17 protein-coding genes are annotated in these 23,572 nt (G+C 72.6%); 8 read left to right on the top strand and 9 right to left on the bottom strand.

The genetic code is table 11. The annotated features are described in order from the left end of the window. Nucleotides 1-24: 24 nt before the first annotated feature. From AAC944_RS07230 to AAC944_RS07245, 4 genes are all read left to right on the top strand, one after another. Nucleotides 25-5,247 (top strand): type I polyketide synthase, encoded by a 5,223-nt coding sequence (locus AAC944_RS07230; protein WP_063759893.1) that lies wholly within the window; start codon nt 25-27, stop codon nt 5,245-5,247. Further along, complete coding sequence (locus AAC944_RS07235; protein ID WP_196942850.1) at nt 5,201-6,727, top strand: hotdog family protein; 1,527 nt, start codon at nt 5,201-5,203, stop codon at nt 6,725-6,727. Before AAC944_RS07230 ends, AAC944_RS07235 begins: the two co-directional genes overlap by 47 nt. Then, on the top strand, nt 6,724-7,803 hold the full coding sequence (locus tag AAC944_RS07240) for an SDR family oxidoreductase (protein WP_030610643.1): 1,080 nt from the start codon (nt 6,724-6,726) through the stop codon (nt 7,801-7,803). Before AAC944_RS07235 ends, AAC944_RS07240 begins: the two co-directional genes overlap by 4 nt. A gap of 108 nt (nt 7,804-7,911) precedes the next feature. Further along, nucleotides 7,912-10,245: an MMPL family transporter gene (locus AAC944_RS07245; protein WP_078888383.1), complete on the top strand. Its 2,334-nt coding sequence runs from the start codon at nt 7,912-7,914 to the stop codon at nt 10,243-10,245. 175 nt (nt 10,246-10,420) lie between these two features. On the opposite strand, the gene AAC944_RS07250 is transcribed toward AAC944_RS07245, so the two are convergent. From AAC944_RS07250 to AAC944_RS07280, 7 genes are all read right to left on the bottom strand, one after another. Continuing rightward, the gene (locus tag AAC944_RS07250; protein ID WP_078888401.1) at nt 10,421-10,642 is read right to left on the bottom strand and encodes a chaplin; all 222 of its coding nucleotides are present in this window, start codon (nt 10,640-10,642) and stop codon (nt 10,421-10,423) included. A 645-nt stretch (nt 10,643-11,287) separates the two neighbouring features. After that, nucleotides 11,288-11,620, bottom strand: coding sequence for an ArsR/SmtB family transcription factor (locus AAC944_RS07255; RefSeq protein WP_030610634.1), 333 nt, complete (start codon nt 11,618-11,620; stop codon nt 11,288-11,290). Nucleotides 11,621-11,777: 157 nt separating this feature from the next. Next, entirely contained in the window at nt 11,778-12,443 is a 666-nt protein-coding gene (locus AAC944_RS07260) for an alcohol dehydrogenase catalytic domain-containing protein (RefSeq protein WP_051871517.1), read from the bottom strand. Continuing rightward, nucleotides 12,440-13,678 carry an MFS transporter gene (locus tag AAC944_RS07265; protein ID WP_078888382.1) on the bottom strand — a complete coding sequence of 413 codons (1,239 nt, stop codon included), beginning with the start codon at nt 13,676-13,678 and terminating at the stop codon, nt 12,440-12,442. Before AAC944_RS07265 ends, AAC944_RS07260 begins: the two co-directional genes overlap by 4 nt. Beyond that, entirely contained in the window at nt 13,675-14,082 is a 408-nt protein-coding gene (locus tag AAC944_RS07270; RefSeq protein ID WP_030610628.1) for a hypothetical protein, read from the bottom strand. The genes AAC944_RS07265 and AAC944_RS07270 overlap by 4 nt, the downstream gene beginning before the upstream one ends. A 1,502-nt stretch (nt 14,083-15,584) precedes the next feature. Beyond that, a complete protein-coding gene (locus AAC944_RS07275) occupies nt 15,585-16,109 on the bottom strand; it encodes a hypothetical protein (RefSeq protein ID WP_030610626.1) in 525 nt (174 codons plus the stop codon). A 142-nt stretch (nt 16,110-16,251) separates the two neighbouring features. Continuing rightward, on the bottom strand, nt 16,252-16,776 hold the full coding sequence (locus tag AAC944_RS07280; protein WP_030610624.1) for an HAD domain-containing protein: 525 nt from the start codon (nt 16,774-16,776) through the stop codon (nt 16,252-16,254). A gap of 289 nt (nt 16,777-17,065) precedes the next feature. On the opposite strand from AAC944_RS07280, the gene AAC944_RS07285 reads away from it, so the two are divergent. Continuing rightward, nucleotides 17,066-17,944: an MEDS domain-containing protein gene (locus AAC944_RS07285; protein WP_030610620.1), complete on the top strand. Its 879-nt coding sequence runs from the start codon at nt 17,066-17,068 to the stop codon at nt 17,942-17,944. Nucleotides 17,945-18,050: 106 nt separating this feature from the next. Here AAC944_RS07285 and AAC944_RS07290 read toward each other — a convergent pair whose 3' ends face one another. Further along, nucleotides 18,051-18,971: a dihydrodipicolinate synthase family protein gene (locus AAC944_RS07290; RefSeq protein WP_030610618.1), complete on the bottom strand. Its 921-nt coding sequence runs from the start codon at nt 18,969-18,971 to the stop codon at nt 18,051-18,053. A gap of 268 nt (nt 18,972-19,239) precedes the next feature. On the opposite strand from AAC944_RS07290, the gene AAC944_RS07295 reads away from it, so the two are divergent. The 3 genes from AAC944_RS07295 (at nt 19,240) to AAC944_RS07305 (ending at nt 23,028) form a co-directional block, all read left to right on the top strand. After that, on the top strand, nt 19,240-20,781 hold the full coding sequence (locus tag AAC944_RS07295) for a UxaA family hydrolase (RefSeq protein ID WP_030610615.1): 1,542 nt from the start codon (nt 19,240-19,242) through the stop codon (nt 20,779-20,781). A gap of 223 nt (nt 20,782-21,004) precedes the next feature. Next, nucleotides 21,005-22,462 carry an amino acid permease gene (locus tag AAC944_RS07300; protein WP_051871516.1) on the top strand — a complete coding sequence of 486 codons (1,458 nt, stop codon included), beginning with the start codon at nt 21,005-21,007 and terminating at the stop codon, nt 22,460-22,462. A gap of 44 nt (nt 22,463-22,506) precedes the next feature. Beyond that, nucleotides 22,507-23,028 (top strand): hypothetical protein, encoded by a 522-nt coding sequence (locus AAC944_RS07305; RefSeq protein ID WP_030610610.1) that lies wholly within the window; start codon nt 22,507-22,509, stop codon nt 23,026-23,028. Here the strand turns inward: AAC944_RS07305 and AAC944_RS07310 are convergent. Beyond that, nucleotides 23,025-23,417: a hypothetical protein gene (locus AAC944_RS07310; RefSeq protein WP_030610607.1), complete on the bottom strand. Its 393-nt coding sequence runs from the start codon at nt 23,415-23,417 to the stop codon at nt 23,025-23,027. The genes AAC944_RS07305 and AAC944_RS07310 overlap by 4 nt on opposite strands. Nucleotides 23,418-23,572: the final 155 nt, after the last annotated feature.

Raw genomic sequence — 23,572 nt, forward strand, 5'->3', positions numbered from 1 at the left:
TGTCCCTTCCGGAGGTATCGCAGCATGACCGACACCCGGCCGCCCCGGCCGGCCGCCACGGAACCGGTCGCCATCGTGGGCATGAGCACGATCATGCCCGGGGCCCGGGAGCTCGACGGTTACTGGCGCACCATCATCGAAGGCCGCGACCTGATGACCGAGGTACCGGCCGACCGGTGGCGGGTGGCGGACTTCTACGACCCCGATCCGGCGGCGGAGGACAAGACCTATTGCAAGCGGGGCGCCTTCCTGCCGCCGGTGGAGTTCGACCCGGTCGCTTTCGGACTGCGCCCCAGCGTGGTCGAGGCCACCGACACCGCCCAGTTGCTGGCCCTTGTCGCCACCCGGCGGCTGCTCGACGACCTCGCCTCCGCGCGCCCCGGCAGCCCGGACCGGGAACGGGTCAGCGTCTACCTGGGCTCCGTGGCCATCCAGCTCATGGGCGAGATGAGCGTGCGCATCGGCCGTCCCACCTGGCACAAGGTGCTGCGCGAGCACGGCATCCCGGAGGAGCGGACCCAGGCGATCTGCGACCGGATCGCGAGCCACTGCGTGCCCTGGCAGGCGGCGACCTTCCCGGGCCTGCTGGGCAGCGTGGTCGCCGGGCGCGTCGCCAACGTCTTCGACCTGCACGGCGCGAACTTCACGGTGGACGCGGCCTGCGCCACCTCTCTGGCGTCCCTGTCCGTCGCCGTCGACGACCTGACGCTCGGCCGCTCCGACCTGGTCATCACCGGGGGCGTGGACACGCTCAACGACCCCATGACCTACATCGCCTTCAGCAAAGCCCTGGCCCTGTCGCGCACCGGTGAGTGCCGGCCGTTCGCCGAGGGTGCCGACGGCACCCTGCTGGGTGAGGGCGTGGCACTGCTGGCGCTGCGACGACTGGCCGACGCCGAGCGGGACGGCGACCGGATCTACGCGGTGATCCGCGGCATCGGAGCGTCCTCGGACGGCAGTGGCACCGCCATCTACGCGCCGCTGGCCGACGGCCAGGCGCGGGCGATGCGCCGGGCCTACGCCGCCGCAGGCTACGGCCCGGAGACGGTGGACCTGGTCGAGGCGCACGGCACCGGTACGGCGGCAGGTGACGCCGCCGAGGTGGCCGCCCTCCGGGAGGTGTTCACCGGTTCCGGCCGCACCGACCGGCAGTGGTGCGCGCTCGGCTCGGTGAAGTCCCAGATCGGCCACACCACGGGCGCCGCGGGCGCCGCCGGAGTGATCAAGGCGGCCCTCGCCCTGCACCACCGCGTGCTGCCGCCCACGATCAAGGCTGACCGCCCCGATCCGGCACTGGACCTGCACAGCAGCCCGTTCCACCTCAGCACCACGGCCCGGCCCTGGATGCACACCGCCGACCGCCCCCGGCGGGCCTCGGTGTCCAGCTTCGGCTTCGGCGGCGCCAACTTCCACGTCACCCTGGAGGAGTACACCGGAGCGGTGGACCGCCCGGCCGGGCCGCGCTGTGCGGCCCGGCCGTCCGAACTGGTACCGCTGTCCGCCTCCTCCACCGGTGCCCTGCTGGCCCGCTGCAGCGAGGTTGCCGAGGCGGCGGAGAAGGAGTCCGATGCGCTGTCCGGGGTGACCACGCTCGCCCGGCGGACACAGGAGGAGTTCGACGCCGCCGCGGACTGCCGGCTGGCGGTCGTTGCGGCCGACACCGCGGAACTCGCCGCACTGCTGCGCCGGGCGAGGACACAGGTCGAACGGCAGCCGGACGCACCGTTCCGGGCTCCCGGCATCCACTACCGCACCGGGCCCCGGGCCTGCGGCCCCGTCGCCTTCGTCTTCCCCGGGCAGGGCACCCAGCGCCCGGGCATGGGCACGGATCTGGCCCTGCACTTCCCGGCAGCGCAGCGGGTGTGGCAGCGCGCCGCCATGCTGGAGCTGGGCGAACGTCCGCTCACCGAGGTCGTGTTCCCCCCGCCCACGCCTGAGGAGGAAGAGCGGCGGCGGCAGCGCGCGCTGCTGACCCGCACCGAATGGGCCCAGCCCGCGCTGGCCGCGCACGGCCTCGCCCTGCTGGCGGTCCTGGAGGCCGTGGGCGTACGGCCGGACTGCGTCGCGGGACACAGTTTCGGGGAACTCACCGCGTTGCACACGGCACGGGTGTGGGATGCCGACACCCTGCTGCGGCTGGCCCGCCGGCGCGGCGAGCTGCTGCGCGACGCCTCCACCGCGCCCGGCGCCATGCTGGCCGTCGACGCCCCGGCGGAGCGGGTCACCGCGCTCCTCGGCGAGGACAGCGCCGACGAGGAGGTGTGGATCACCGCCGACAACGCACCGGGGCAGGTGGTGCTGTCCGGTTCCGGGGCCGGGACGGCCCGGGCCGCGGAACGCTGCGCCGCCGCGGGTCTGGCCGTCCGCCCCCTGGAGACGACCACCGCCTTCCACTGCCCGCTGGTGGCCCCGGCCGCCGAGCCGCTGGAACGGTTCCTGGAGGGCCGGACCGTCCGGGCTCCCCTGCTCGATGTGTACGGCACCGCGGACGCCGCGCCCTACCCTCTCCGACCGGACCGGATCCGCGAAGCGGTCGCCCGTCAGGTGGCCTCGCCGGTCCGCTTCACCGACACGGTCAGGGCGATGTACGAGGACGGGGTACGGACCTTCGTCGAGGTCGGTCCCGGCCAGGTGCTCACCGGTCTGATCAACGAGATCCTCGCGGACGCGCCGCACCACGCGATCGCCTGCGAGCCGGCCGGGCGCAACGGAGTGACCGGGCTGCACGAGGCGCTGGCGCGGCTGGCCGTCCTCGGCGTGCCGCTGCGGCCGGACGGGCTCTGGGAGCATCACGCGCCCCCGCACGCCGCGGCCCCCGTACGGACGTCGGGCCCCTCGATGCCCATGACCATCAGCGGCGGCAACCACGGCCGGCGGTACCCGTCGGACGAAGCGCCGGCCGGCACGCCGGACGGAACGCCGGGTGACGGTCAGGTCGCGGCAACTGCCGAGGCGCCCGTCATGGCGCCGGACCGGACACCGCACGAGGCGCCGGACCGGACACCGCACCAGGCGCCGGAACCGGCACCGTACGACGTACCCGCCATGGAGGCGTACGAGGCTCCCGCGCCCTCCGTATCCGGCGGCTTCGCACCGGCCGTGCCGCTGCCCCCGGCCGCCGCCGGACCGGGCACGGACATCGTCCGGGCGCTGCTGGAGGTGCAACGGCAGACCGCCGAGGCCCACGCCGCTTATCTCCGGCTGGCCGAGAAGTCGGTGGAGGCCCTGACCTCCGGTTCCGGTGCGCCATGGCCGGAACCGGCCGGGCAGCCCCCCACCGAACCGCACGGCGCCGTCTCCGATGCCCCGGGACCCGCCATCGTGCCGTTGCCCTCGCCCGTGTCGGCGGTGGAGGAGAACCGGCCGGGCGCGGCGGGCGAACCCGTGCAGCGGCCGCTCGCGGCCGGCACGGCGGACCTGCCCGCCCAGCGCGAGGTGGCGCCGAGCGGCATGACCGCGGCGGAGATGGAGGCCCTGGTGCTGTCGGTGGTGTCGGAGAAGACCGGCTACCCCACCGACATGCTCGCGCCCCACATGGAGTTGGAGGCCGACCTCGGCCTGGACTCGATCACCAGGGTGCAGATCCTCGCGGCGCTGCGCCCGATGTTCCCCGCCCTGGCGGGCCTCGACCGGTCGGTCGTCACGCAGCTGGCGACCATGAGAACGGTCGGGGAGATGGCCGCCGAGCTGCGCAAGCTCCTCGCGCAGGTCTCCGCACCGGCCGCCGGGGGCGCCGGCACCGGCGGCGCAGAGGCCGGCGAACTCCGGTACACGGGCGGACGACGGCCGGAGAGGGACACCGTGTACCGGCAGGTGCCGGTGATGCGGGAGACGCCCGCACCCGGCACGCCGATGGCCGGGCTGTGGGACGGCACGGTCGTGGTGACGGAGGACGGCGCCGGAGTCGCGGACGAGGTCGTGCGCCTGCTGCGGGAGCGCGGGGTGGCCGCCGAGAGCCGCCCGTCCGTACCGGCGGACGCGGCCGGTGTGGTGCTGCTCGGCGGTCTGGCCCGGCCGGACACCGTGGGGGACGCCGTGGCCCGGCAGGCTGCGGCACTGCGGGCCGCGCGCGCGGTCGCGTCCGGCATGGAGGAACGCGGCGGCCTCTTCGTCACCGTGCAGGACACCGGGGGGTATTTCGGACTCGGCGCCTCCGACACCTGTGAGGAGCGGCGGGCCTGGCTCGGCGGCCTGGCCGCACTCGCCCGTACAGCCAGGGTGGAGTGGCCCCGGGCGGCCGTGAAGGCGATCGACTGCGCCTGCGGCAGCTCCCCGGCCGAGGTCGCCGAGGCCGTCGTGGCGGAACTGCTGACCGGCGGGGAGGCGCTGGACGTCGGTCTCGCCGCCGACGGAGTGCGCCGGGAACCGGCCTACGCCGACGCCGGAACGACAGGAAAGGTCGACGTGTCCGGAACGGCCGGCCACGCGGGAGCACCGGCGGGCCGGATGCCCGAGTTGGGCGCGCTGCCGGTGATCGTGGCAACCGGCGGTGCCCGCGGTATCACCGCCGCGGCGCTGACCGCCCTGGGCCGCACCCTTCCCGCACGGTTCGTCCTGCTGGGCCGGTCCCCGGCGGACGGCCCGCACATCGGCCGGGTGGACGCCGTTCTCGCCGCCCTGCGGGAAACCGGGTCACAGGCCCGTTACTACCAGGCGGACGTACGGGACCGGGACCGGCTGCGGGCCGTGCTGGAGGAGGTGCGCGCGGACTGGGGACCGGTCACCGGGCTGGTGCACGGTGCCGGGGTACTGGCGGACCGGCGCATCCGGGAGAAGACGACCGCCGACTTCGACGCGGTGTTCGGTGCGAAGGCGGAGGGGCTGGCGGCTCTGCTGGACGCGACACGGGACGATCCGCTGCGGCTGCTGTGTGTCTTCTCCTCGCTCGCGGGCACGTTCGGCAACGCCGCGCAAAGTGACTATGCGATGGCCAACGAGACCCTGAACCACGTCGTCGCCGCGCAACGGGCCGGCCGCCCGGACGCCTGGCTGCGGTCGCTGGTCTGGGGACCGTGGGACGGCGGCATGGTGTCCCGGGAGCTGGCGGAGGACTTCCGCATGGGCGGCGTGCCCGTCCTGCCCGTGGAGGCCGGCGCGCGCGCCTTCGCCGCCGAACTCGCCACCGAGGCGTCAGGTCCTCAGGTACTGCTCGCCGCCGGTCCGGCCGCGGAGTTCCTGCGCGGAGCGTGGGGAGGTGCTCATGCCACCGCTGCCCGAGGAACCGGAAGTGCTGCCGCGTCCTCCTGAGCCGGGCGTGGGCGGACCCGTTGCTGCGTACGATGCCGTCTCCGCCGCCGTGCGCCACTGGGCGCCCGGCTCCCCGCTTCCCGGGCCGGCCGCGTTCCTCACCGCACAGCACCACCGGGCGACCGTGCTGCACGAGCGGTTCCTGCGGTTGCAGGCGCTGGCCGGTGAACGGCTGGCTGCCCTGCGCGCCCCGGCCACCGCACGGCCTCGGCCGCCCGCGCCGGCCGCGCCACACGGGCAGGAGGTGTGCGAGGTCGTCCTCGATCCGGATGCCGGCGACCACTGGGTGACCGACCACTGCCCCACCTGGACGGTGCCCGCCCTTCCCCTGATGTCGACGGCCGACCTGCTCGCACGCGCGGCCGGTCACCGCAGCGGGCGTCCCCCCACCGGGCTGCGCGGCCTGGAGCTGCGACGCTGGCTGCCGCTGCCCGGCCCGACCACCCTCCGGCTCACCTGTGAAGGGCCGGCCGACCGCCCCAGGGTGACGCTGTCCGCATGGCAGCGACCCCGCGTCGCGGAGCTGGCGCGCTTCGCTCCCGTGGCCTCCGCCACGGCCGTCTTCGGCGCGCAGCGGCCCCCGAGCCGCTTCCCGCCGCTGCCGGACGCCCGCCCGGCCCCCGACCCGTACGAGAGCGGCGACTGCTTCCACGGCCCCCGCTTCCAGTACCTGACCTCGTCCCGCATCGGTGACGGCGGCTCCTCCGGGACACTGGACGCCGGGCGGGGTGACGTGCCACGTGGGCTCTTCCACCAGGGCCTGCTGGACGCCGCCACCCACATCATCCCGCACACCCGCATGCGGACGTGGTCGCCGGGCATCGGCCCGGAGCAGGTGACGTATCCGCACGCGCTCACGTCCCTGCACGCCTACGCCCCCCTGCCGGACACCGGACGGGTCGACGTCGAGGCACGGTTCGCGGGCTTCCACTCCGGTGATCCGCGACTGCCTGCGGTGGACCTCCAGCTGTGCACCGGTGACCGCGTCCTGCTCGGCGCCCGGCTCGTCCTGGTGCTCGTCACGGCCGGCCGCCTGCTCACCGTGCCCGCGGCCACGCGCCGCGCCTTCCTCCGCGACCGCCGGTACAGCCCTGCCCTGCTGCTGTCCGACCACGAGCAGGACGGCACCGGTGACGGCGGGGTGACGGTGCTGCGTCCTGGCGTGCTGCGCCAACTGGACTTCCTCCCGGGCACGGTGGCCGCCGTCTACGGCCTGCCCCCCGGGACGCCCCTACGGGACAGCGCACCCGTGATCGCCGCGAAGGAGCACGTGGCACGCCGTACCGCGACGCACCCGTGCCGGATCACCGTGGACGAGGACCTGCGAGGGGCCCGTGTCCCCGTCCGTACCGGCGCCTCATCCGACACCGCCTGCTCCCTGGAGGTCACCGTGGACGAGGAGCACATCCGGGTCCGCGACCGCGAGGGCCCCGCCCCCTGCCCGGCCCGTTCCGTTTCCCGGACGGAGAAAGCCTCATGACCACCTCACCGGTGATCCTCGTGACCGGCGCCTCCGGCGTCGTCGGCTCCGCCTTGCTGCGCCACCTGTCCGGCCCGCCGGGCGGCGGGCGAGTCATCTCCCTGGCCCACCGCAGGCCCGTCGCCGGGGAGGTGGTGCGCGGTGACATCACCCGTCCGTGGCTCGGGCTCTCGCCCGGGGATTACCGGGACCTGACGGCCGCGACAGACGTGGTGGTGCACTGCGCCGCGCTGGTGCACTTCAGCGCGACGGCGCGCAGTCTGCACCGCATGAACGTCCGGGGCACCGGCCATGTCCTGCGCTTCGTCGAGGACGCGGGCGCCCGCCTGGTGCACGGTTCCACCGCCTTCGTCACCCGGACCAGGCCGGAGGCCACGTCGAGCGCCTACGCCGGGTCCAAGGCGGACAGCGAGACCCTGGTCACGGAGTCCGGCCTGCCGGCCGCCGTCGCCCGCATCTCCACGGTGATCGGTGACGCGCGGACCGGCACCGTCGCCCGTCTGCAGGCGTTCCACTACTTGGTCGGCATGGCCATGTGGGGCCGGCTGCCCTTCCTCCCCTGCGCGGAGACGACGCTGATCGACATGGTGCCCACCGACGTGGTCGCCGCGGCTCTGGCAGCGCTGGCACGGGACGGCTCCGCCCGCGGGAAGTACTGGATCACGGCCGGTCCGGCCGCGCTGCCGATGAGCCGGGTGGTGGACACCGGGTGCGACATCGCCCTGGAGCTGATGGCGGAGGCGGGCACCGCTCCACCCGACGTGGGCCTGCGGAAGCTCCAGCCGCGTCTGGTCGATCCGGCGCTGTACGACGCCGTGGTCGCCGGCGTGCTGTCAGCCGCCCAGGGGGCCTCTCCCGGTCCGGACGCCGGAGACGACGGTGTCCCGCCCAGCGCGCTGCGCCACGTCACCGGGCTCCTGGCCTCGTACAACGGCGTCGCCCCCTTCCCCACCTCGCTCGGCACCATCCCCGGCGGCCCGCCCGCCTTGGCGGAGTCGGCCGCCGACAGCGCGCTGCGGGCCACGTACCGCTATCTCGGTGCCATACCCCGGGAGACCTGGACGCTCGGCTGGTGACGCCCGCCCTCACGCGTCACCGCCAGGACCACCACTCCACTGCCGGAGGGCCGTGCAGGGCGCCTGCGTCGCGGACCTCCCGGCGAGCCACCACCCGAAGGACAGCGCATGCCTTCTCTCCCGCCGGTATCCGCACCGACAGTGAAGGAGCGGCGGCCCGCCGCACCCTCGGAAACGACTCCGTCGCTCCCCTTCGCCGCACGCCACCGTCACCTGGTGGCGCTGCTCGCCGCCCTTCTCATGGTCCTGGCATGGCTCGTGGGGCACGACGTCACGGATCGTGTCACCACGTCGAGCAACGTCCCCCACGGCAGCGAGTCGATGAACGCCGGCCGGGTGCTGGCGCAGGACTTCGGCACCAGGGCACCGGACCTGGTCCTCCTCGCCCGCGCCGGCGAGCCCGTCGACGGCCCGCGGGCCGCGTCCGCAGGACGGGCGCTGACCCGGCGGGTGTCCGCCGACCCCGCCGTCGGGCGGGTGGCGTCCTACTGGCCGACGCGGCGTGCTGCGCTGCGGTCCCGGGACGGGCGCGGCGCGCTGGTGCTGACCTGGCTGAAGGGCGGCGCTCCCAGCGGCCGCACGTCCGCAGGTGACGTCGCACGGACCGCCGCGCGGTTCACCGGCCGGGCGGGCCCACTGCGGGTCGCGGCGGCCGGTGACCTGCTGGTCCGGGACGAGGTGGCGCGCCAGGCTGCACACGACGTCCGCCACAGCGAACTGGTGGCGCTGCCGGTCGCCCTGGCACTGATGGCGCTGGTGTTCGGCTCCGTCGTGGCGGCGGCGCTGCCGTTGCTCGTGGGGGTGTTCGCCGTCCTGGGCACGATGGCCGTGCTGCGCGTTCTGACCGGGGTCACGGACGTGTCGCCGTACGCGGTGAACATCAGCGTCGCCCTCGCCCTCGGACTGTCGCTCGACTACAGCTTGTTCCTGCTGGCCCGTTACCGCGAGGAGCGCGCGAAGGGGGCGGCGGAGCCAGGAGCACTGCGCACGATGCTGCGCACCTCCGGCCGAGCGGTGGCGTTCTCGGCGGCCACCGTCGCGCTGGCGATGTCGGTACTGCTGGTGTTCCCGCACGCACTGCTGCGGTCCACCGCCTACGGTGGCATCACGGTGACCGTCATGGCGGCCCTGGGTGCCCTGGTGGTGCTGCCGGCACTGCTGGCGCTGCTGGGCGACCGGGTGAACCGCCTCGATCTCCTGGCCCCGTTGCGCCGCCGCTCATCACGCAGGGCCACCGCAGCGGCCAGCGGCAAGGCACCGGGCGGTTGGGGGCGGATCGCCACGGTCACCGTGCGGCATCCGCTGCTGGTGGGTCTCCCCGCAGTCGTCCTGCTCCTGCTGCTGGCCATGCCGTTCGGCGGAGCGCGGCCGGGCGTGTCCGACTACCGGGTACTGCCCGCCCAGCACCCGGCGGCGCAGGCCACCGCGGCCCTTCAGGAGGGCTTCCCGCACGCGGACCTGGCATCGACCACCGTCGTCCTGCGCGGGCTCGACGCCAAGGCCGCCGCGCCCTCCCTCGACCGTTACGCCCGCCGCCTGTCCGCCCTGCCGGGGGTGGCACGGGTGGACACCGTCACCGGCGGCTACCGGCACAGGCGCCACGTCATCCCCGCAGGCCCCGAGGCGGCCCGGTTCACCTCGCCGCGCGGGACCTACCTGACGGTGGCCGCACCCGGCGAGCCGTACGGGCCGGCGAACACCGCGCTGGCCCGGCAGGTCCGCGCGGTGCCGTCCCCGGTGCCCGCGCTGGTGGGCGGGCCGGGCGCGCTGGCCGCCGACGCGCAGCAGCCCGTCACCGACCGGACACCGCTGGCCCTGGGGATGGCCGTCGCCGTGGTCCTCCTGCTCGTCCTGGCCTTCACCCGGCGCCCCATGCTGGCCGTCAAGGCACTGCTGCTGAACGCGCTCAGCCTGTGCGCCACCTTCGGCGCGATCGTGTACGTCTTCCAGGAGGGGCACCTGCGCGGGCTGGTGGGCGACTTCACCGTCACCGGCACCACCGACACGTTCCTGCCGGTGCTGGTGTTCTGCATCGCCTTCGGGGTGTCCATGGACTACGAGGTCATCCTGCTGTCCCGCATCGTGGAGGAACACGACCTCACCGGCGACACCGCCACCGCCGTGGTCCGCGGAGTGGACCGCACCGCCGCCCTGTTCACCTGGGCCGCGATCATCCTCACCGTCGTGATGGCGGCGCTGGCCACCTCGCAGCTCACCTTCCTCAAACTCATCGGCGTCAGCCTGGCGCTGGCCGCGTTGCTGGACGCCACCGTGGTCCGCGGTCTCCTGGTGCCTGCGGCGATGGCAGTGGCAGGCCGTGCCAACTGGTGGACGCCGTCCTGGTTGCCGAGACGCCCGCGTCCCCGGCCGGAGCCGGAACCGGGGCCCGGTGAGGATCCCGCGCCCGGCCGTACAGCGACGGAGCGCGCCGCGTCCGGATGACAGCGACCTCTACCGGCCCCTTCCGGACGGACGCCCGTGACCGACGCCTCTCCGGCAGACGAACCGCCGGACTGCAGTGCGGCACAAGCCGATGAGCTGCGCTTCCGGGCGGGCGGATCCCGGCCCGACAATCATGCAAGCCGCATGACCGGGTAAGCGCCGTCGGAGTCGCGCTTCAGTCGTTCTGGCAGGCTGCGCCGAAAGCCGGATCGAGGAGGCCGACGATGTTGCCGGTGATGCCGCAACCGCTCACCGGGATGTGGATCGGGTACTGGCGGACGTAGGCGTTGAGGACGCCTGGTGAGTGCGAGGTGGTGTTGCTGGCTGTGCTGTCGGCGGCCGCAGTGCCGGCGTCTGCGGCCATGAGGGCGACTGCGCCGAGTGCGACGGTGCTCATGGCTGTGCGGTTCATGAAGGACTCCTCAGGTTGCTGTTGCATGGGGCCCAACGCCCGTGCGAGGAGAATGGTTCTTCGCTATCGGAGTGGTGTGTCCTTGGGTTGCCGCAGGTGAAGCCGACGGACGAGCAGGACGTGCGGCTGCAGACAGCTGTCCGGTGAGTGCCCCCGCCACGACACCTGGCGGCCCCGCCCACCTCTCGTAGCGGGGTGCCGGGGTGCACGAAGACATCACCGTGTCCACGAAGCCGCTGACCAGGGCCAGTACGCCCTCCCTGATCGTTCCAGTCACCGAGAACGGGCTGCACCCGACGCCGGTTGCCCCATGGCCACCCATCCACCGGATCGGACGCGTGTGGGAGCAGGCAGGGCGACTGCGAGTCAGCCGGTCGGTTCGTACCGGCATCGTCGCACGGTCCGAACCGCCCAGCTCACGAGGCCGGGACGCAGGAGTACGCCACCATCCACCACCCCCACCTCGGCGACGGGGACGCTCCCGGTGGGCCGGCCGTTTCGCCATGGCCGGCGGGCTGCGCCACCTTCACTGTTGGCTTGTTCAGGGAACGACGAACACCGACAGCAGCGCTGCAGTCGGCGCGAGCCGGCGCCGCCGCGGCACGGGCCCCGACGGCGCCGTCCGCCCTTCTACGATGCCTGCAACGCTTCTTCGGGAGCCGGCGCCGTCACCTGCACGGCGTCGAGCAGCCCGGGGAAACGCGCTTCGAGGTCGTCCCTCCGCAGCGAGATCACCCGCGTCGTCCCGCGGACCTCGGTCGTCATCAGCCCCGACTCCCGCAGCACCTTCAGGTGATGGGAGAGAGTCGACTTCGCGATCGGGTAACTGAGCTGGCCACAGACGCGGGGTCCGTCCCTGTGCATGGTCCGGGCCACGTCACGGCGGATCGGGTCGCTCAGTGCGTGGAGCACCTTGTCGAGCGAGATGTCCGCCCGGTCCGGATGGAAGAGCTCACCACGCATGAATCTCACCTCCTTGTGAGATGGGAAGTTAGTTCAAGGTTCTATGATGATCAAACATCATAGGGGAGACGGCCGCGCCCTGAGGGCGGCGCCCGGGCCCTGCCACCACGCACGATGCCGGGCAGGTGGCCGTAGGCCACCTGCCCGGCATCAGCGGTCACGACGAATGCAGTGCGCGCCGTAGTACGTCGATGCGCTCCGCCACCCGCCGCTTCGACACCTGGGCCCCGGCAACCAAGTACGCGAGGTGGTAGGCGCCCGGGAAGTCGTGCAGTTCGAGGCGGGCCGATGCGGTGCCGATGACCTCGGCGGCGCCGAGGAGGAAGGCCGGCTGAACCGTCGCCGGCCCGACTCCGCCGGACGCACCGTGCACCAGCAGACGCTCCCCGGCGGCCAGTCCGACCTGCCGCAGCGCGGAGTAGGCGGTACCCGCCGCGACCGGCAGGACGGCGGCCTGCTCGAAGGAGAACCGGTCCGGCATCGGGGTGAGTTCGTCCGCCTCCGGCAGCGTGGAGACCGCTTCGTGCACGCGGTACGTGCCGGGACGGCCGTGCCGGATCACCGCATCGCCCGCGCGGTGGCCCCGTACATCGGGACCGACCGCCACGATGGTGCCGGCGGCCTCCACACCGGGCCCGGCCGGCATCGGCAGCGGGAGCCGGTCGGCGATGTCGCCGCGGAGGATCTTCCAGCCGACGGGGTTCACGCCGATCCCCTCGTAGCGGACGACGACCTCGCCGGGGCCCGGGGACGGCACGGGTAGGTCGGCGGCGTACAGCTCGTCCACCGTTCCGTACCGGTCGAACAGTACCGCCGTGCTCACGCCGCCTCCTTCCGCTGCCGGAAGGCGCCGGCCCAGGCGTAGATCGCCAGCGCGGCCAGGTAGCCGACGATGGTGAAGGCGGCCACGCCGAAGAAGCCGGTGACCTTGGTCAGCATGATGCCGCCGACCACGCCGCCGATCGTCGTGCCGACGTACATGGCGGCGTTGGCCAGCGAGGAGACCGTGCCCCGCGCCGTCTCCGTCTGGGACTGCAGGGTGCTCATGAAGACCGGGAAGACGAAGCCCGCGACCATCATGACCAGGCCGAGCAGCACCAGCGCCACTGCCAGGTTCGGCGAGAAGGGCACCAGGCAGTACAGGACCATCAGCGTCAACAGCGCCAGCAGCAGCGACCGGTACTGTCCCAGCCGGCGGATGAGGTGACTGCCGAAGAGCGAGCCGATCGCGTTGCCGACGCCGAGCGCCATCATCGCCAGGCCGACCGAGCCGACGTCCAGCCCGAAGTCCTTGTGGAACCACGAACCGAAGAAGGAGATGGCCTCGAAGTTGCCGGTCTGGAACACCAGGTAGGCCAGCAGGAACAGCTTCAGGGTGCGATTGCGGAGCAGGCTGCCGTAGCTGCTGAACATGCCGCCCGGGGCGCCCGACGGGCGGCCGGGTACCGAGGGGAACGCCTTGGCCAGGATCAGCCACAGCACGACCGACGCGCCGCCGATCGCCCAGAAGGGCACGTGCCAGGAGAGGGCGGCCAGCCAGCTGCCCACCGGGATGCCGGCGACCTGCGCGATGGCCAGGCCGGCGGTGGCCGAGCCCATCGTGCGGACGATCTGCTCCGGCTTGACCAGGGCCGGGATGGAGGCCCAGATCTGCGGCGAGACGAATGCCGCGCTCACACCGGCAAGGAAGCGGAACGCGATCATCATCCAGAAGTTCTGCGCGAAGCCGCACAGCGTGGTCATGACGATGAAGCCGACCAGGCCGGACAGCAGTACGCCGCGGCGGTCCCGGCCGTCCGACAGTGGTCCCGCCACCAGGGCGAACAATGCGTAGCCCAGGGCGTAGGCGCTGACCATCCAGCCGGAGACGTCCGCGGAGATGCGGAAGGTGTCCGTGAGGGTCGGCAGCAGCGGGGCGACCACGAACGTGTCGGTGCCGATGACGAACATCGTCGCGAACGACAGCAGCGAGACGGTCCTGACGCTGGGGCCCGGAGGACCCGCGAGATCGGCCTGCGGCGCCGTTCCCGTGGTGCCGGGGGAAGTAGTGCTGGTCATGTCATGATCACCGCCCAGTAGGGGTTGAGCTTCTGTTCGAGCATGTGCAGGGCCTGAAGGGCGATGAATCCTTCGTCCGTCGTCTCCGACGGGCCGCCGGGGAGCCGGGAGAAGCCGCCGTCGGCGCTCTGCCGCGCGGCGATCCACGCCGCGCACGCGGGCACGTCCGCCGGCTGCGCGCCCATCGCCTCGGTGTCCCGGGACTCCCGCAGGGCGTCCAGGGGTCGGGCGGTCAGGGCCTGGTCGTGCGGTCCGCCGAGGGTGAGGACGGCGAGTGCCGCGTCGCGCAGGGCGCGGTCGGCGGTGACCACGTCCGATGCGTCCCGGCCGAGTACGGCGGGGATGCGTCCGTGGTCGTCGAGGATGTGATCGAGGCTGAAGGAGCGGAGGGAGGGAGGGCTCAACAGGTGCTCCAAGTTCGTTGCGCAGGCGTTGCGTTGGAGGAGGTCCGGGCTCGGCGACGAGCTAATTTCGTTGTTCGTGAAAGATCGAACTTCGGTGACTGTAGCACCGCGGTTCCCGGCATCCTCGGGCTTCGCAGACCCGGCGTGGCCAGATCGTTCCGGTGGACGGAAAGGGACGGGTGGGCCGCCGAGGGGTCAGCCGGCCCGCCGCAGCGGGGCGCGGCCCGCCGCTTCGGCCGGCCCGAACCCTGCGGCACTCTCGGGGACATGGACGCATTCGGGGCTGACATGCTCCCGTACGTACAGGCGCACGGAGTCGTCGCAGGTGATGACGTACGCCTTGTAGAGGCAGCGCCGTTCGCCGCGGTCCGGCCAGACGGCGGCTCCGGAGGGCAGGAACTCCCGGTGCTGATGTGCCGGCGAAAGGACCGGAGCCGCTCGTCGATCCGTGCGTCGAGCCGCGTCTCCATCGCGGCGCAGGCGTCGATCCGGTCGAGCATCATCTTCGCCGGGAACGCGTGATGGTCGGTGAAGTACCGATCTCTGACCGGCGAAGACAGACCGGGCACCACCAGGTCGGCCCGCTCGACATCGCCCGCCTGCGACCTCCGCCACCTCTACGGCAGGCGCGACTCCTCGTCCGCGTTGCGGTCGCCGTCCGGTTGAGCGGTCGGATACCGCCACGTCCCCGTACGGGGCTCACGTTCAGGTCCCGGTCGGCCGCTCGCACCCTCGCGGAGACCTCCTCCGGGACGACGTGGTCACTCGGGTCGCCACCCGCGGCCTCGATGAGGCAGCAGCGGATGGAGTCCCGGTTACGGACCAGGGTGTCGATGCGCTCCTCGATCTCGCGGATCACTTCGGCACTCAGGCCCGCCCTGAGCAGGGCGCGAACGTGCTCGACCCGCTCGACCGAGGCCTCCCCACCCCTACCGAGCCCCGAACCAGGCTGTACCCGACACAACTTCACCAAGAGAAGGCAAAGAAGGATGCCGACAGGCGGCACCCAACGCACCGTCACCTGCAGGGACGAATGCCTGACGCTCCCACGGCGCACATCATGCACACTCGACGAAACTGCAGGTAAGCGGCCCTTTTCCGCAGACTCAAGGTTCGCGACGCAGTCAACATGACGGGCCATCGGGAACGCATTGATCGCCGCATGCCTACACCTGGCCAACGTCCGTGGCGAAGTCAGGCGCCCGAGGCATGTGGGCCCATATCAGCCAGGGCTCCCGTACAGGGAAGGCGCAATCGCAGGGCTCCCCCTTCCCACCCTCTTCCACGCACACCCTTTGCGAGTGACGACCCGTCAGGAAAGTCGGCAAGAGGTCGGCATGAGGTCGGCTGAAACCGACCGTGGAAGACCTCGCATCTGGAGACCGGTGCCCCCGCACCGGCCGCTGTGCTGCGCCCGCGTCCCCCCTGGCCCGACGAGTGCCGGACCGACGGCGCCTTCGGGCCCACCAGGCACAGGGCATCAGCCCAGGTCAACCCGTCTTTCAGGGCCGCTTCACATCCGTGTGGATGGCCAGTTTGAACTGGGCGTGGGTGATCGGCGCCGGGACCTTCGTGTCGCCCGGGCCGCGCGCGGAGATCTTCAGGCCGAGCGGCGTGCCGGGGTGCACGAAGATCTGCCACATGTATGTCTTGTACTGGCCGCCGCCGGTCTTCCAGGTGTCCGTCGTGGCCGTGGAGTCGTATCCGCTGCTCGTGCTCAGCGGGTCGCGGACGAAGCGGGCGCGGTACTCGTTGGGGCGGGAGTCGGCGGCCCAGAAGACCATCGCGGAGAGCACGCCCCAGCCGTCGTGGCTGGGCCAGATCAGTCCGGAGCGCTTGTCGGGGAAGGCCGAGGCGGGGTCGCCGCCGTTGGCCGGGTCGTGCATGCGCCACGGGTCGTAGCTCTCGCCCGATGCGCCGTACGGGAACCGGACGAGGTGGTAACCGTCGCTGTCGTACGAGATCCGCTGCGAGCCGGCGCCGTGCCGCTTCGCGTCCCACAGCAGGGAACAGATGGTGACGGACACCTGGGCCTCCTTCGGGCGGCGCGCCGTACGGAGCGGCGCGGCAGAGGGGGAGGGTGATGCGCACGTGCGTCGTCGGCGGGTCGGCGGCGCACGTGGCGTACCGCGCGCCGGGGGTCGAAGTTAAGGCGCGGCGGCCCGCCGGTCAATGGTCCCGTGTCTGGCGCGCGGCCCAGGTGGCGAGGGTGTCGAAGTCGTCCGGGAGCAGGCCCTGGGTCGCCTCGACCCGGTACAGGAGCGACGGCCCGGCGTGGTGGTGGGCCACCCAGCGCCGGTCCGCCGGGCCGATCTCGTCGTCGACCCAGATGAACGGGCGGTCCGCCGCCCAGCGCACCAGGTGCCGGGTCTTCCAGTGCACGCCGTCCGGGTCCGCGCGGTGCCCGTCGGGCCAGTCGAGGTACGGCAGCGGGGGCAGCCCCAGGACCGGCGCGATCCAGGTGTTGGCCGCGTCCTTCCACGTCGTGGCCCACACCAGCCGGCAGCCGAGGGAGAGGAGGGCCGGGCCGTGCGCGGGGTTGAGCCGCACGAGCAAGGGCTCGCGCGGCGGCTCCCAGCCCGGCGGCCGCATCCGGTGCGTGCCGTAGCCGGCGGGGCGCCGCTTCTCCGGCGCCAGCCAGGGGTTGAGCGGGCCGTCCACGTCGAGCAGCAGCAGCGGTCGCGAATCCGTCACCTCCCGATGGTCCCTTCCCGTGCCGCCCGCCGCCACCGGATCGGCCGTACGGCCGGGAGGGGAGGGCACGTCAACGCCGTTGCGGGCGGTGCCCGTCGGCGAGCGGCCGACGGTGCCGGAACACATTCAGCAACGGGTCGATCCGATGTGGGCTCAGCCGGTCGGTTGCCCTGCACACCCGGGCAGTTGCTGAACGGCCTCTCCACGGGCGAACCGGTTCGCCTAGGTTCTGCTGCGGCAGCGACGCATGGTGCGGTCCGTACGGTGGAGTGAGGGGAGGCGACGGGCGATGGCCTGGGAGGAGAGCCGCCTCGGCACGTTGCCCGTACAGCGGATGCGCCCCGGCGACCACGCCTGCTGCCGGTACACCGGACAGCCGGGGTGGGACCTGGTGGCGGCGTACGCGTGGCAGGGCCTGGAGCGCGGCGAGAAGGTGATCATCTGCCCCGCGCCGGAGGCCGGGAGCGACGAGGCCCGTACCCGCCTGGAGGAGTACGGCCCCTCGCTGGACCACGCGTGCCGCCGGGGTCAGGTGGTGTTCACCAGCATGCGCAGGCTGCTCCACCCCGGCCCCCGGTTCACCCCCGCCCGTCAGTGGCAGCGCCTCCAGGAGGAGACCGAAGGGGCCCTGGCGGAGCACTACTCCGGGCTGCGCGTCTTCGTCGACATGCGCTGGATCGCCGACCTCGGCGCTGACGTGGCGGAGGTGGTGGCCCGCGAGGCGGACGCGGCGCACCTCTTCACCGCCCGCCCCTACAGCCAGGTCTGCGCGTACGACACGCACGCCTTCGAGCCGGCGGTGCTCGATGCCGTGCGGGCGGCCCATCCGCACGATCTGCTCGAACGGCCCGGCATGCTGCGGGCGCTGCACGCGGCCGGGTGCGTCCGGCTCATCGGCGAGGCCGACATGGCCACCCAGGTCGCCTGGCTCGCCGCGCTGCGCGAGGCGTTCCACAGCTCGGCGCACGACGGCCACCTGGTCGTGGACCTCTCCCGGCTGCACTTCCTCAGCGTCGGCTGCGCCTCGGACCTGCTGCACCTCTCCACCGACGCGCACCGCCACGGGCGGATCGAGGTACGCCTGGGCCGCGACAAGGCCGCACTGCTCGCCGGGCTCGGCAGCCATTACCTCAAGCACCTCGTCCTGGTCGAGGACCGGGACCGCTGACGCTCCCCGCTCGGCTGCTCCGCGGCGGCGCACTCGCGGCTGCTCCGCGGCGGCGACTCCCGGCTGCTCCGCGGCGGCGCACTCCCGGCTGGTGCGCCGCGGCCGCTCAGCTCGCCCAGCGCAGCACCAACGGGTCGTGGCGGCGGGCCAGTTCGAGGAGGCCTTCGCGGGTCTCGGGCGGGACCGGGCCGAACGGGGCGCGGGTGCGCTCGGAGGCGATGACACCGCCCTCGGCGAGGAGGATCTTCTGCGCGCGCAGCCCGCACTGGCGGTTCTCGTAGTGGATCAGCGGCAGCAGCGCCTCCCAGTCCTCGACGGCGCCCTCCCGGTCCCCCGCGTGGTACCGGCGCACGATCCGGCCGAGCCGGTCGGGCACCGTCGAGCTGGACATGGTGCCGACCGCGCCGGCGTCCAGGTCCGGTATGAGGGTGACGGCCTCCTCGCCGTCGAACGGGCCTTCCAGCTGGTCGCCGACCGCGGCGATGAGGGTACGGAGCTTGTCGGCGGCGCCGGGCGTCTCGATCTTGGCGTACCGCAGCTGCGGCACCTCCTTGATCAGGTGGACGAGGACGCCGACGGGGAGCGGGGTGGTGGACATCGGGGCGTCCTGGACCATGAGCGGGAGGTCGGTGGCGGCGGCCACGGTGGTGAACCAGTCGGTCAGGGCCGCCTCGGGGACCGCCATGGTGGCGCCGAAGAACGGCGGCATCAGCATGATCATGTCGGCACCCATGGCCTGCGCTTCCCTGCTGCGGTGGGCGGCGACGCGGGCGCTGTAGTGGCTGGCGGTCACGACCGTGGGGATGCGTCCCGCGGTGTGTTCGAGGACGGTGCGGCAGACCTGGTCCCGCTCCTCGTCCGTCAGCGAGAACTGCTCGGAGTAGTTGGCCAGGACGCACAGCGCGTCGGCGCCGCCGTCGATGAGGTAGTCGACGACCCGGGCCAGCCCGGCGAGGTCCAGCTCCTCGTCGTCGTCGAAGACCGTCGGGACGACCGGGATCACACCGCTCAGGGGCGTCGTCAGCATGGGAGCCTCTCTGCTCACGTTCGATATCTCGAACGTTGTCCGACCTGTTGAGCGGGAGCGTAAAGCCGCCTTCTGAGCGGCGTCAATGAGCGGGAAGCAGGGCCGCTCTGAGGGGCAGTCAGGCGCGAGGGCGTCGGCGAGCCGACGGGGAGGCCTCATTGACACCCCCCGGCCGCGGTTCTAGCGTGCTCCGGATATCAACCGCTGATCGATATCTCGAACACCCGACTGTCCGGCCGCTCCGTTCCGTCCACGTATCGAGGTGCTCATGGCCCCGCCCGCCGCCGCCCGCGCCCTCCGCCTCCACCCCCGGGACGACGTCGCGGTCGCGGCCGCCGACCTTCCGGCAGGCAGTACGGCCGACGCGGACGGCCTCGCCGTGCCGCTCCGGGCCGACGTCCCCCGCGGACACAAGATCGCGCTGCGCGCCGTCCGCCGGGGCGCGCCGGTCCTGCGGTACGGACAGATCATCGGCTTCGCCGCGGCGGACATCGCACCCGGCGACCACGTCCACCTGCACAACCTGGAGTACCGGGATTTCGAACGCGGCTACGAGTTCGCCGTGGACGCCCGGCCGGCAGAGCTGCTGCCGGAGTCCGAGCGGGCCACCTTCCAGGGGTACGTACGCGCCGACGGCTCGGTCGGCACCCGCAACTACCTGGGCATCCTCACCAGCGTCAACTGCTCGGCCACCGCCGCCAAGCAGATCGCCGCGCGGCTGCGGCACTCCGGCGTCCTCGACGACTACGCCCACGTCGACGGCGTCGTGGCCCTCACCCACGGGCAGGGCTGCGGGCTGGCGGCCGACGGCGAGGGCATCGAGGTGCTGCGGCGCGTGATGCGCGGCTACCTGACGCACCCCAACTTCGCCGGCTTCCTCCTCCTCGGGCTCGGCTGCGAGGACAACCAGGTCGAGGCGCTGACCGACGGGCTGCCGCTCCGCTCCGACCTGCCGGTCCTCGCGAGCACGATCCAGGAGCTGGGCGGTACGAGGAAGACCGTGGCGGCCGGCGTCGAGCGGCTGACCGCCATGCTGCCGGCCGCCGACCGCGCCCGCCGGACGACCGTGCCGGCGAGCGAGCTGATCCTCGGCACGAACTGCGGCGGCTCCGACTCCTGGTCCGGCATCACCGCCAATCCGGCGCTCGGCAACGCGGTGGACCGGCTGGTCCGGCACGGCGGCACCGGCGTCGTCGGCGAGACCCCGGAGATCTACGGTGCGGAGCAGCTGCTCGTACGCCGCGCGGTCTCCAAGGAGGTCGGCGAGAAGCTGCTGGCGCGGATCGCGTGGTGGCGCGAGTACACCGCGCGGAACGGCGGCTCGATGGACAACAACCCCTCCCCCGGCAACAAGGCCGGCGGCCTCACCACCATCCTGGAGAAGTCGCTCGGCGCCGTCGCCAAGGGCGGCACCACCGCGCTCACCGACGTGGTCGACTACGCGGCGCCGGTCACCGGCAAGGGCTTCGTCCTCATGGACACCCCCGGCTACGACCCGGTCTCGGTGACCGGCATCGTGGCCGGCGGCGCCCAGGTCGTCTGCTTCACGACGGGCCGCGGCTCGGCCTTCGGCTGCGCCCCCGTACCGAGCCTGAAACTCGCGACGAACACCCCGCTGTATGCACACATGACCGATGACATGGACATCAACGCCGGTACCGTCGTCGACGGCTCGGCCACCGTCGAAGAAGTGGGCCGGAGAATTTTCGACCGGGTGCTGTCGGTCGCGTCCGGCGAACCCACCAGGAGCGAGTCGATGGAATACGGCGAGGAAGAGTTCGTGCCCTGGCACATCGGGACGGTCATGTAAGGCCGCCGGTAAAAGCGTTGGCAAAAGCGAGCGGCGGAATCACCGGAAAACATGGCCGGGACACCCGTATCACCATGTGAGACACGAGGGTGTCGCGTTGCGCTGACGTGGGCGGCTGTCCGACACTCCTCCCGCGGGGGCCGCGTACGTTCGTTCCTGCGTCACCCAGAGAGTTCGGAAACACACCGTGAGTCTGCTACGAAAAAAGCCCCTTGAGCTCGCAATGAAGGAGGCTCGCGGAGAAGGCGAACAACGCCTGCGCCGTGATCTTTCCGCGCTGGATCTCACCATCCTCGGGGTAGGTGTCATTCTCGGCACCGGAATCTTCGTACTGACCGGCACGGTGGCCCGGAACATGGCGGGTCCGGCCGTCGCGCTCTCCTTCATCGTCGCCGCCGCGGTCTGCGGCTGCGCGGCGCTGTGCTACGCCGAATTCGCGTCCTCGGTGCCGGTCGCCGGGTCCGCGTACTCCTACTCCTACACCTCGCTCGGCGAGCTGCCCGCCTGGATCATCGGCTGGGCCCTGAGCCTGGAGCTGATGCTGGCCACCTCGGTGGTCGCGGTCGGCTGGTCCGGCTATCTGAACTCGATGCTGCACGGCATCGGCCTGCACCTGCCGGCCGCCGTGAGCGGCGGCGACGGCTCGGTGATGAACCTGCCGGCCGCGCTCCTCATCCTCGTGCTGACCGGCGTGCTCATCGCGGGCGGCAAGCTCTCCAAGGGCGTCACGAACGTACTCGTCGCGGTCAAGCTGGCCATCGTGCTGCTGGTGATCGTCGCGGGCGCGTTCCTCGTCGACACCGCGAACTACCATCCCTTCGTGCCCGACGCCGAGCCGACCGGCAAGGTCGCCGGGCTCCAGGCCCCGCTGCTGCAGGTGCTGACCGGCATCACCCCGACCGCGTTCGGCGTGTCCGGCATCCTGAGCGCCGCAGCCCTGGTCTTCTTCGCCTACATCGGCTTCGACATGGTCGCCACCACCGCCGAGGAGACCCGCAAGCCGCAGCGCGACCTGCCGATCGGCATCATCGCCTCGCTGGTCATCGTCACCGTGCTCTACGTCGCGGTGTGCCTGGTGGTCACCGGCATGCAGCACTACTCCGAGCTGTCGGTGCAGGCGCCGCTCGCGGACGCCTTCACGGCGAAGGGGCACCCGGGCTTCGCCACCGTCATCAGCGTGGGCGCGGTGGTCGGCCTGACCGCCGTGAGCCTGATCTGCTTCCGCTCCCAGAGCCGGGTCGTCTTCGCGATGGCCCGCGACGGACTGCTGCCGAAGGCCCTGTGCAAGGTCGACCCGAAGCACGGCACGCCGAAGATCAACCTGTGGGTGCTGGGCGTCCTCATGGCGTGCCTGGCCGCGTTCCTGAAGTTCGACCTGCTCGCCGAGATGGTCAACATCGGCACGCTCTTCGCCTTCGGCGCGGTCTCCGCGAGCGTCCTGATCCTCCGGCGCACCGCGCCCGACCTGCCCCGGGCCTTCCGTACGCCCTGGGTGCCGGTCATCCCGCTGGTCTCGCTCCTGTGCTGCCTGTACCTGATGCTCAACCTCCAGGTCTTCACCTGGATCGGCTTCCTGGTCTGGCTGGCGGTCGGCCTGGCGCTCTACTTCGGGTACGGGCGGCGCCACAGCGTGCTCGGGAAGCAGCCGGAAACCGAGGCGGTGAAGACCGAAGCGGGCTAACCTCTCGCGAAGGCGTGGCTGGACGGGCGCCTGAGGGAGGCGTGATGGGGGAGACGGAAGAGCACGACGGGTACGCCCGGCCGGGCGGCCCGCAGCCGGCACCGCAGCAGTCGGCGACCGAGACCTACGGGTATCCGCCGCCGGGCGGCATGGGGGACATGCTGACCACCGTCGCGGTGACCATGGCCGTGACGCCGTTCCTGCAGGCCGTCGCCGCGCACTTCGGCAACCGGCTGGCGGGCGCTGTCGACGAGGGCACGAGAGCGGCCGTGCGCCGGTTCCTGCGGCGCGAGTCGGGGCGGCGCACGGGCGACCTCCGGAGCGAGTCGGACGGTCCGATCGACCTGCGCAACGAGCACGGGTGGCACGTGGTGATCCCGGTCGAGGTGCCGGCCGAGGCGCTCCCCCAGCTCTTCGCCCTGCAGAGCGCCCCGTCCCCGTACCTCGCGGCCGAGCCCACCCCGTGCATCCAGTGGATCGGCGACGCATGGCACGTGATGGGCGCGCGGGACGGCGTCACGGTGCTGTGGCGATGGGACGCCGCCGAGGGGCGCTGGACCCCCTAAGGGCCGGGTGTCCCCTTGCGCCGCCTGTCGGGCGCGAGGAGGCCGGCCAGCGACAGGGCGCCCCAGCCGACCGACACCGCGACGGCCTTGCGGCGCGCCGACCGGTCCGGGAGCGTGACACCGAGCAGGACCGCGTCCCCGAAGTCGGCGGCGATCCGGACGAGCGCCGCCGTGCGCAGCGCCGGGCCTTCGGGCACGAGGGCCAGAGCCGCGCCGCTCGCCGCGTCCCGCCAGGCGAGCGGCCGCAGCGAGACCCGGGTCGCCTCGGCCACCCGGCCGTTCGCGTCCGCCAGCCCCGAAGGGCGGGCGAGCAGGTCGGGCACGACTGTCACGGCCACGCCGTACAGTGCCGTCGCCGCGCCCACCGCTCGTAGCAGCCCCACCCGCATGTCCCCGCCTCGCTCTCCGCCGCCGTCCGCCACCGTCCGTGCCCCGGCCATTGTCACGGTACGGACGCCGGAAGTCCGGCCGGACACGCGACCGACGCATACCAAGCGGTACCTGCCGAATGCATCTTTCTCTGTCGCAAGGGTGGACGTCGCTG

This window comes from Streptomyces sclerotialus, assembly GCF_040907265.1.
GTDB classification, from domain to species: domain Bacteria; phylum Actinomycetota; class Actinomycetes; order Streptomycetales; family Streptomycetaceae; genus Streptomyces; species Streptomyces sclerotialus.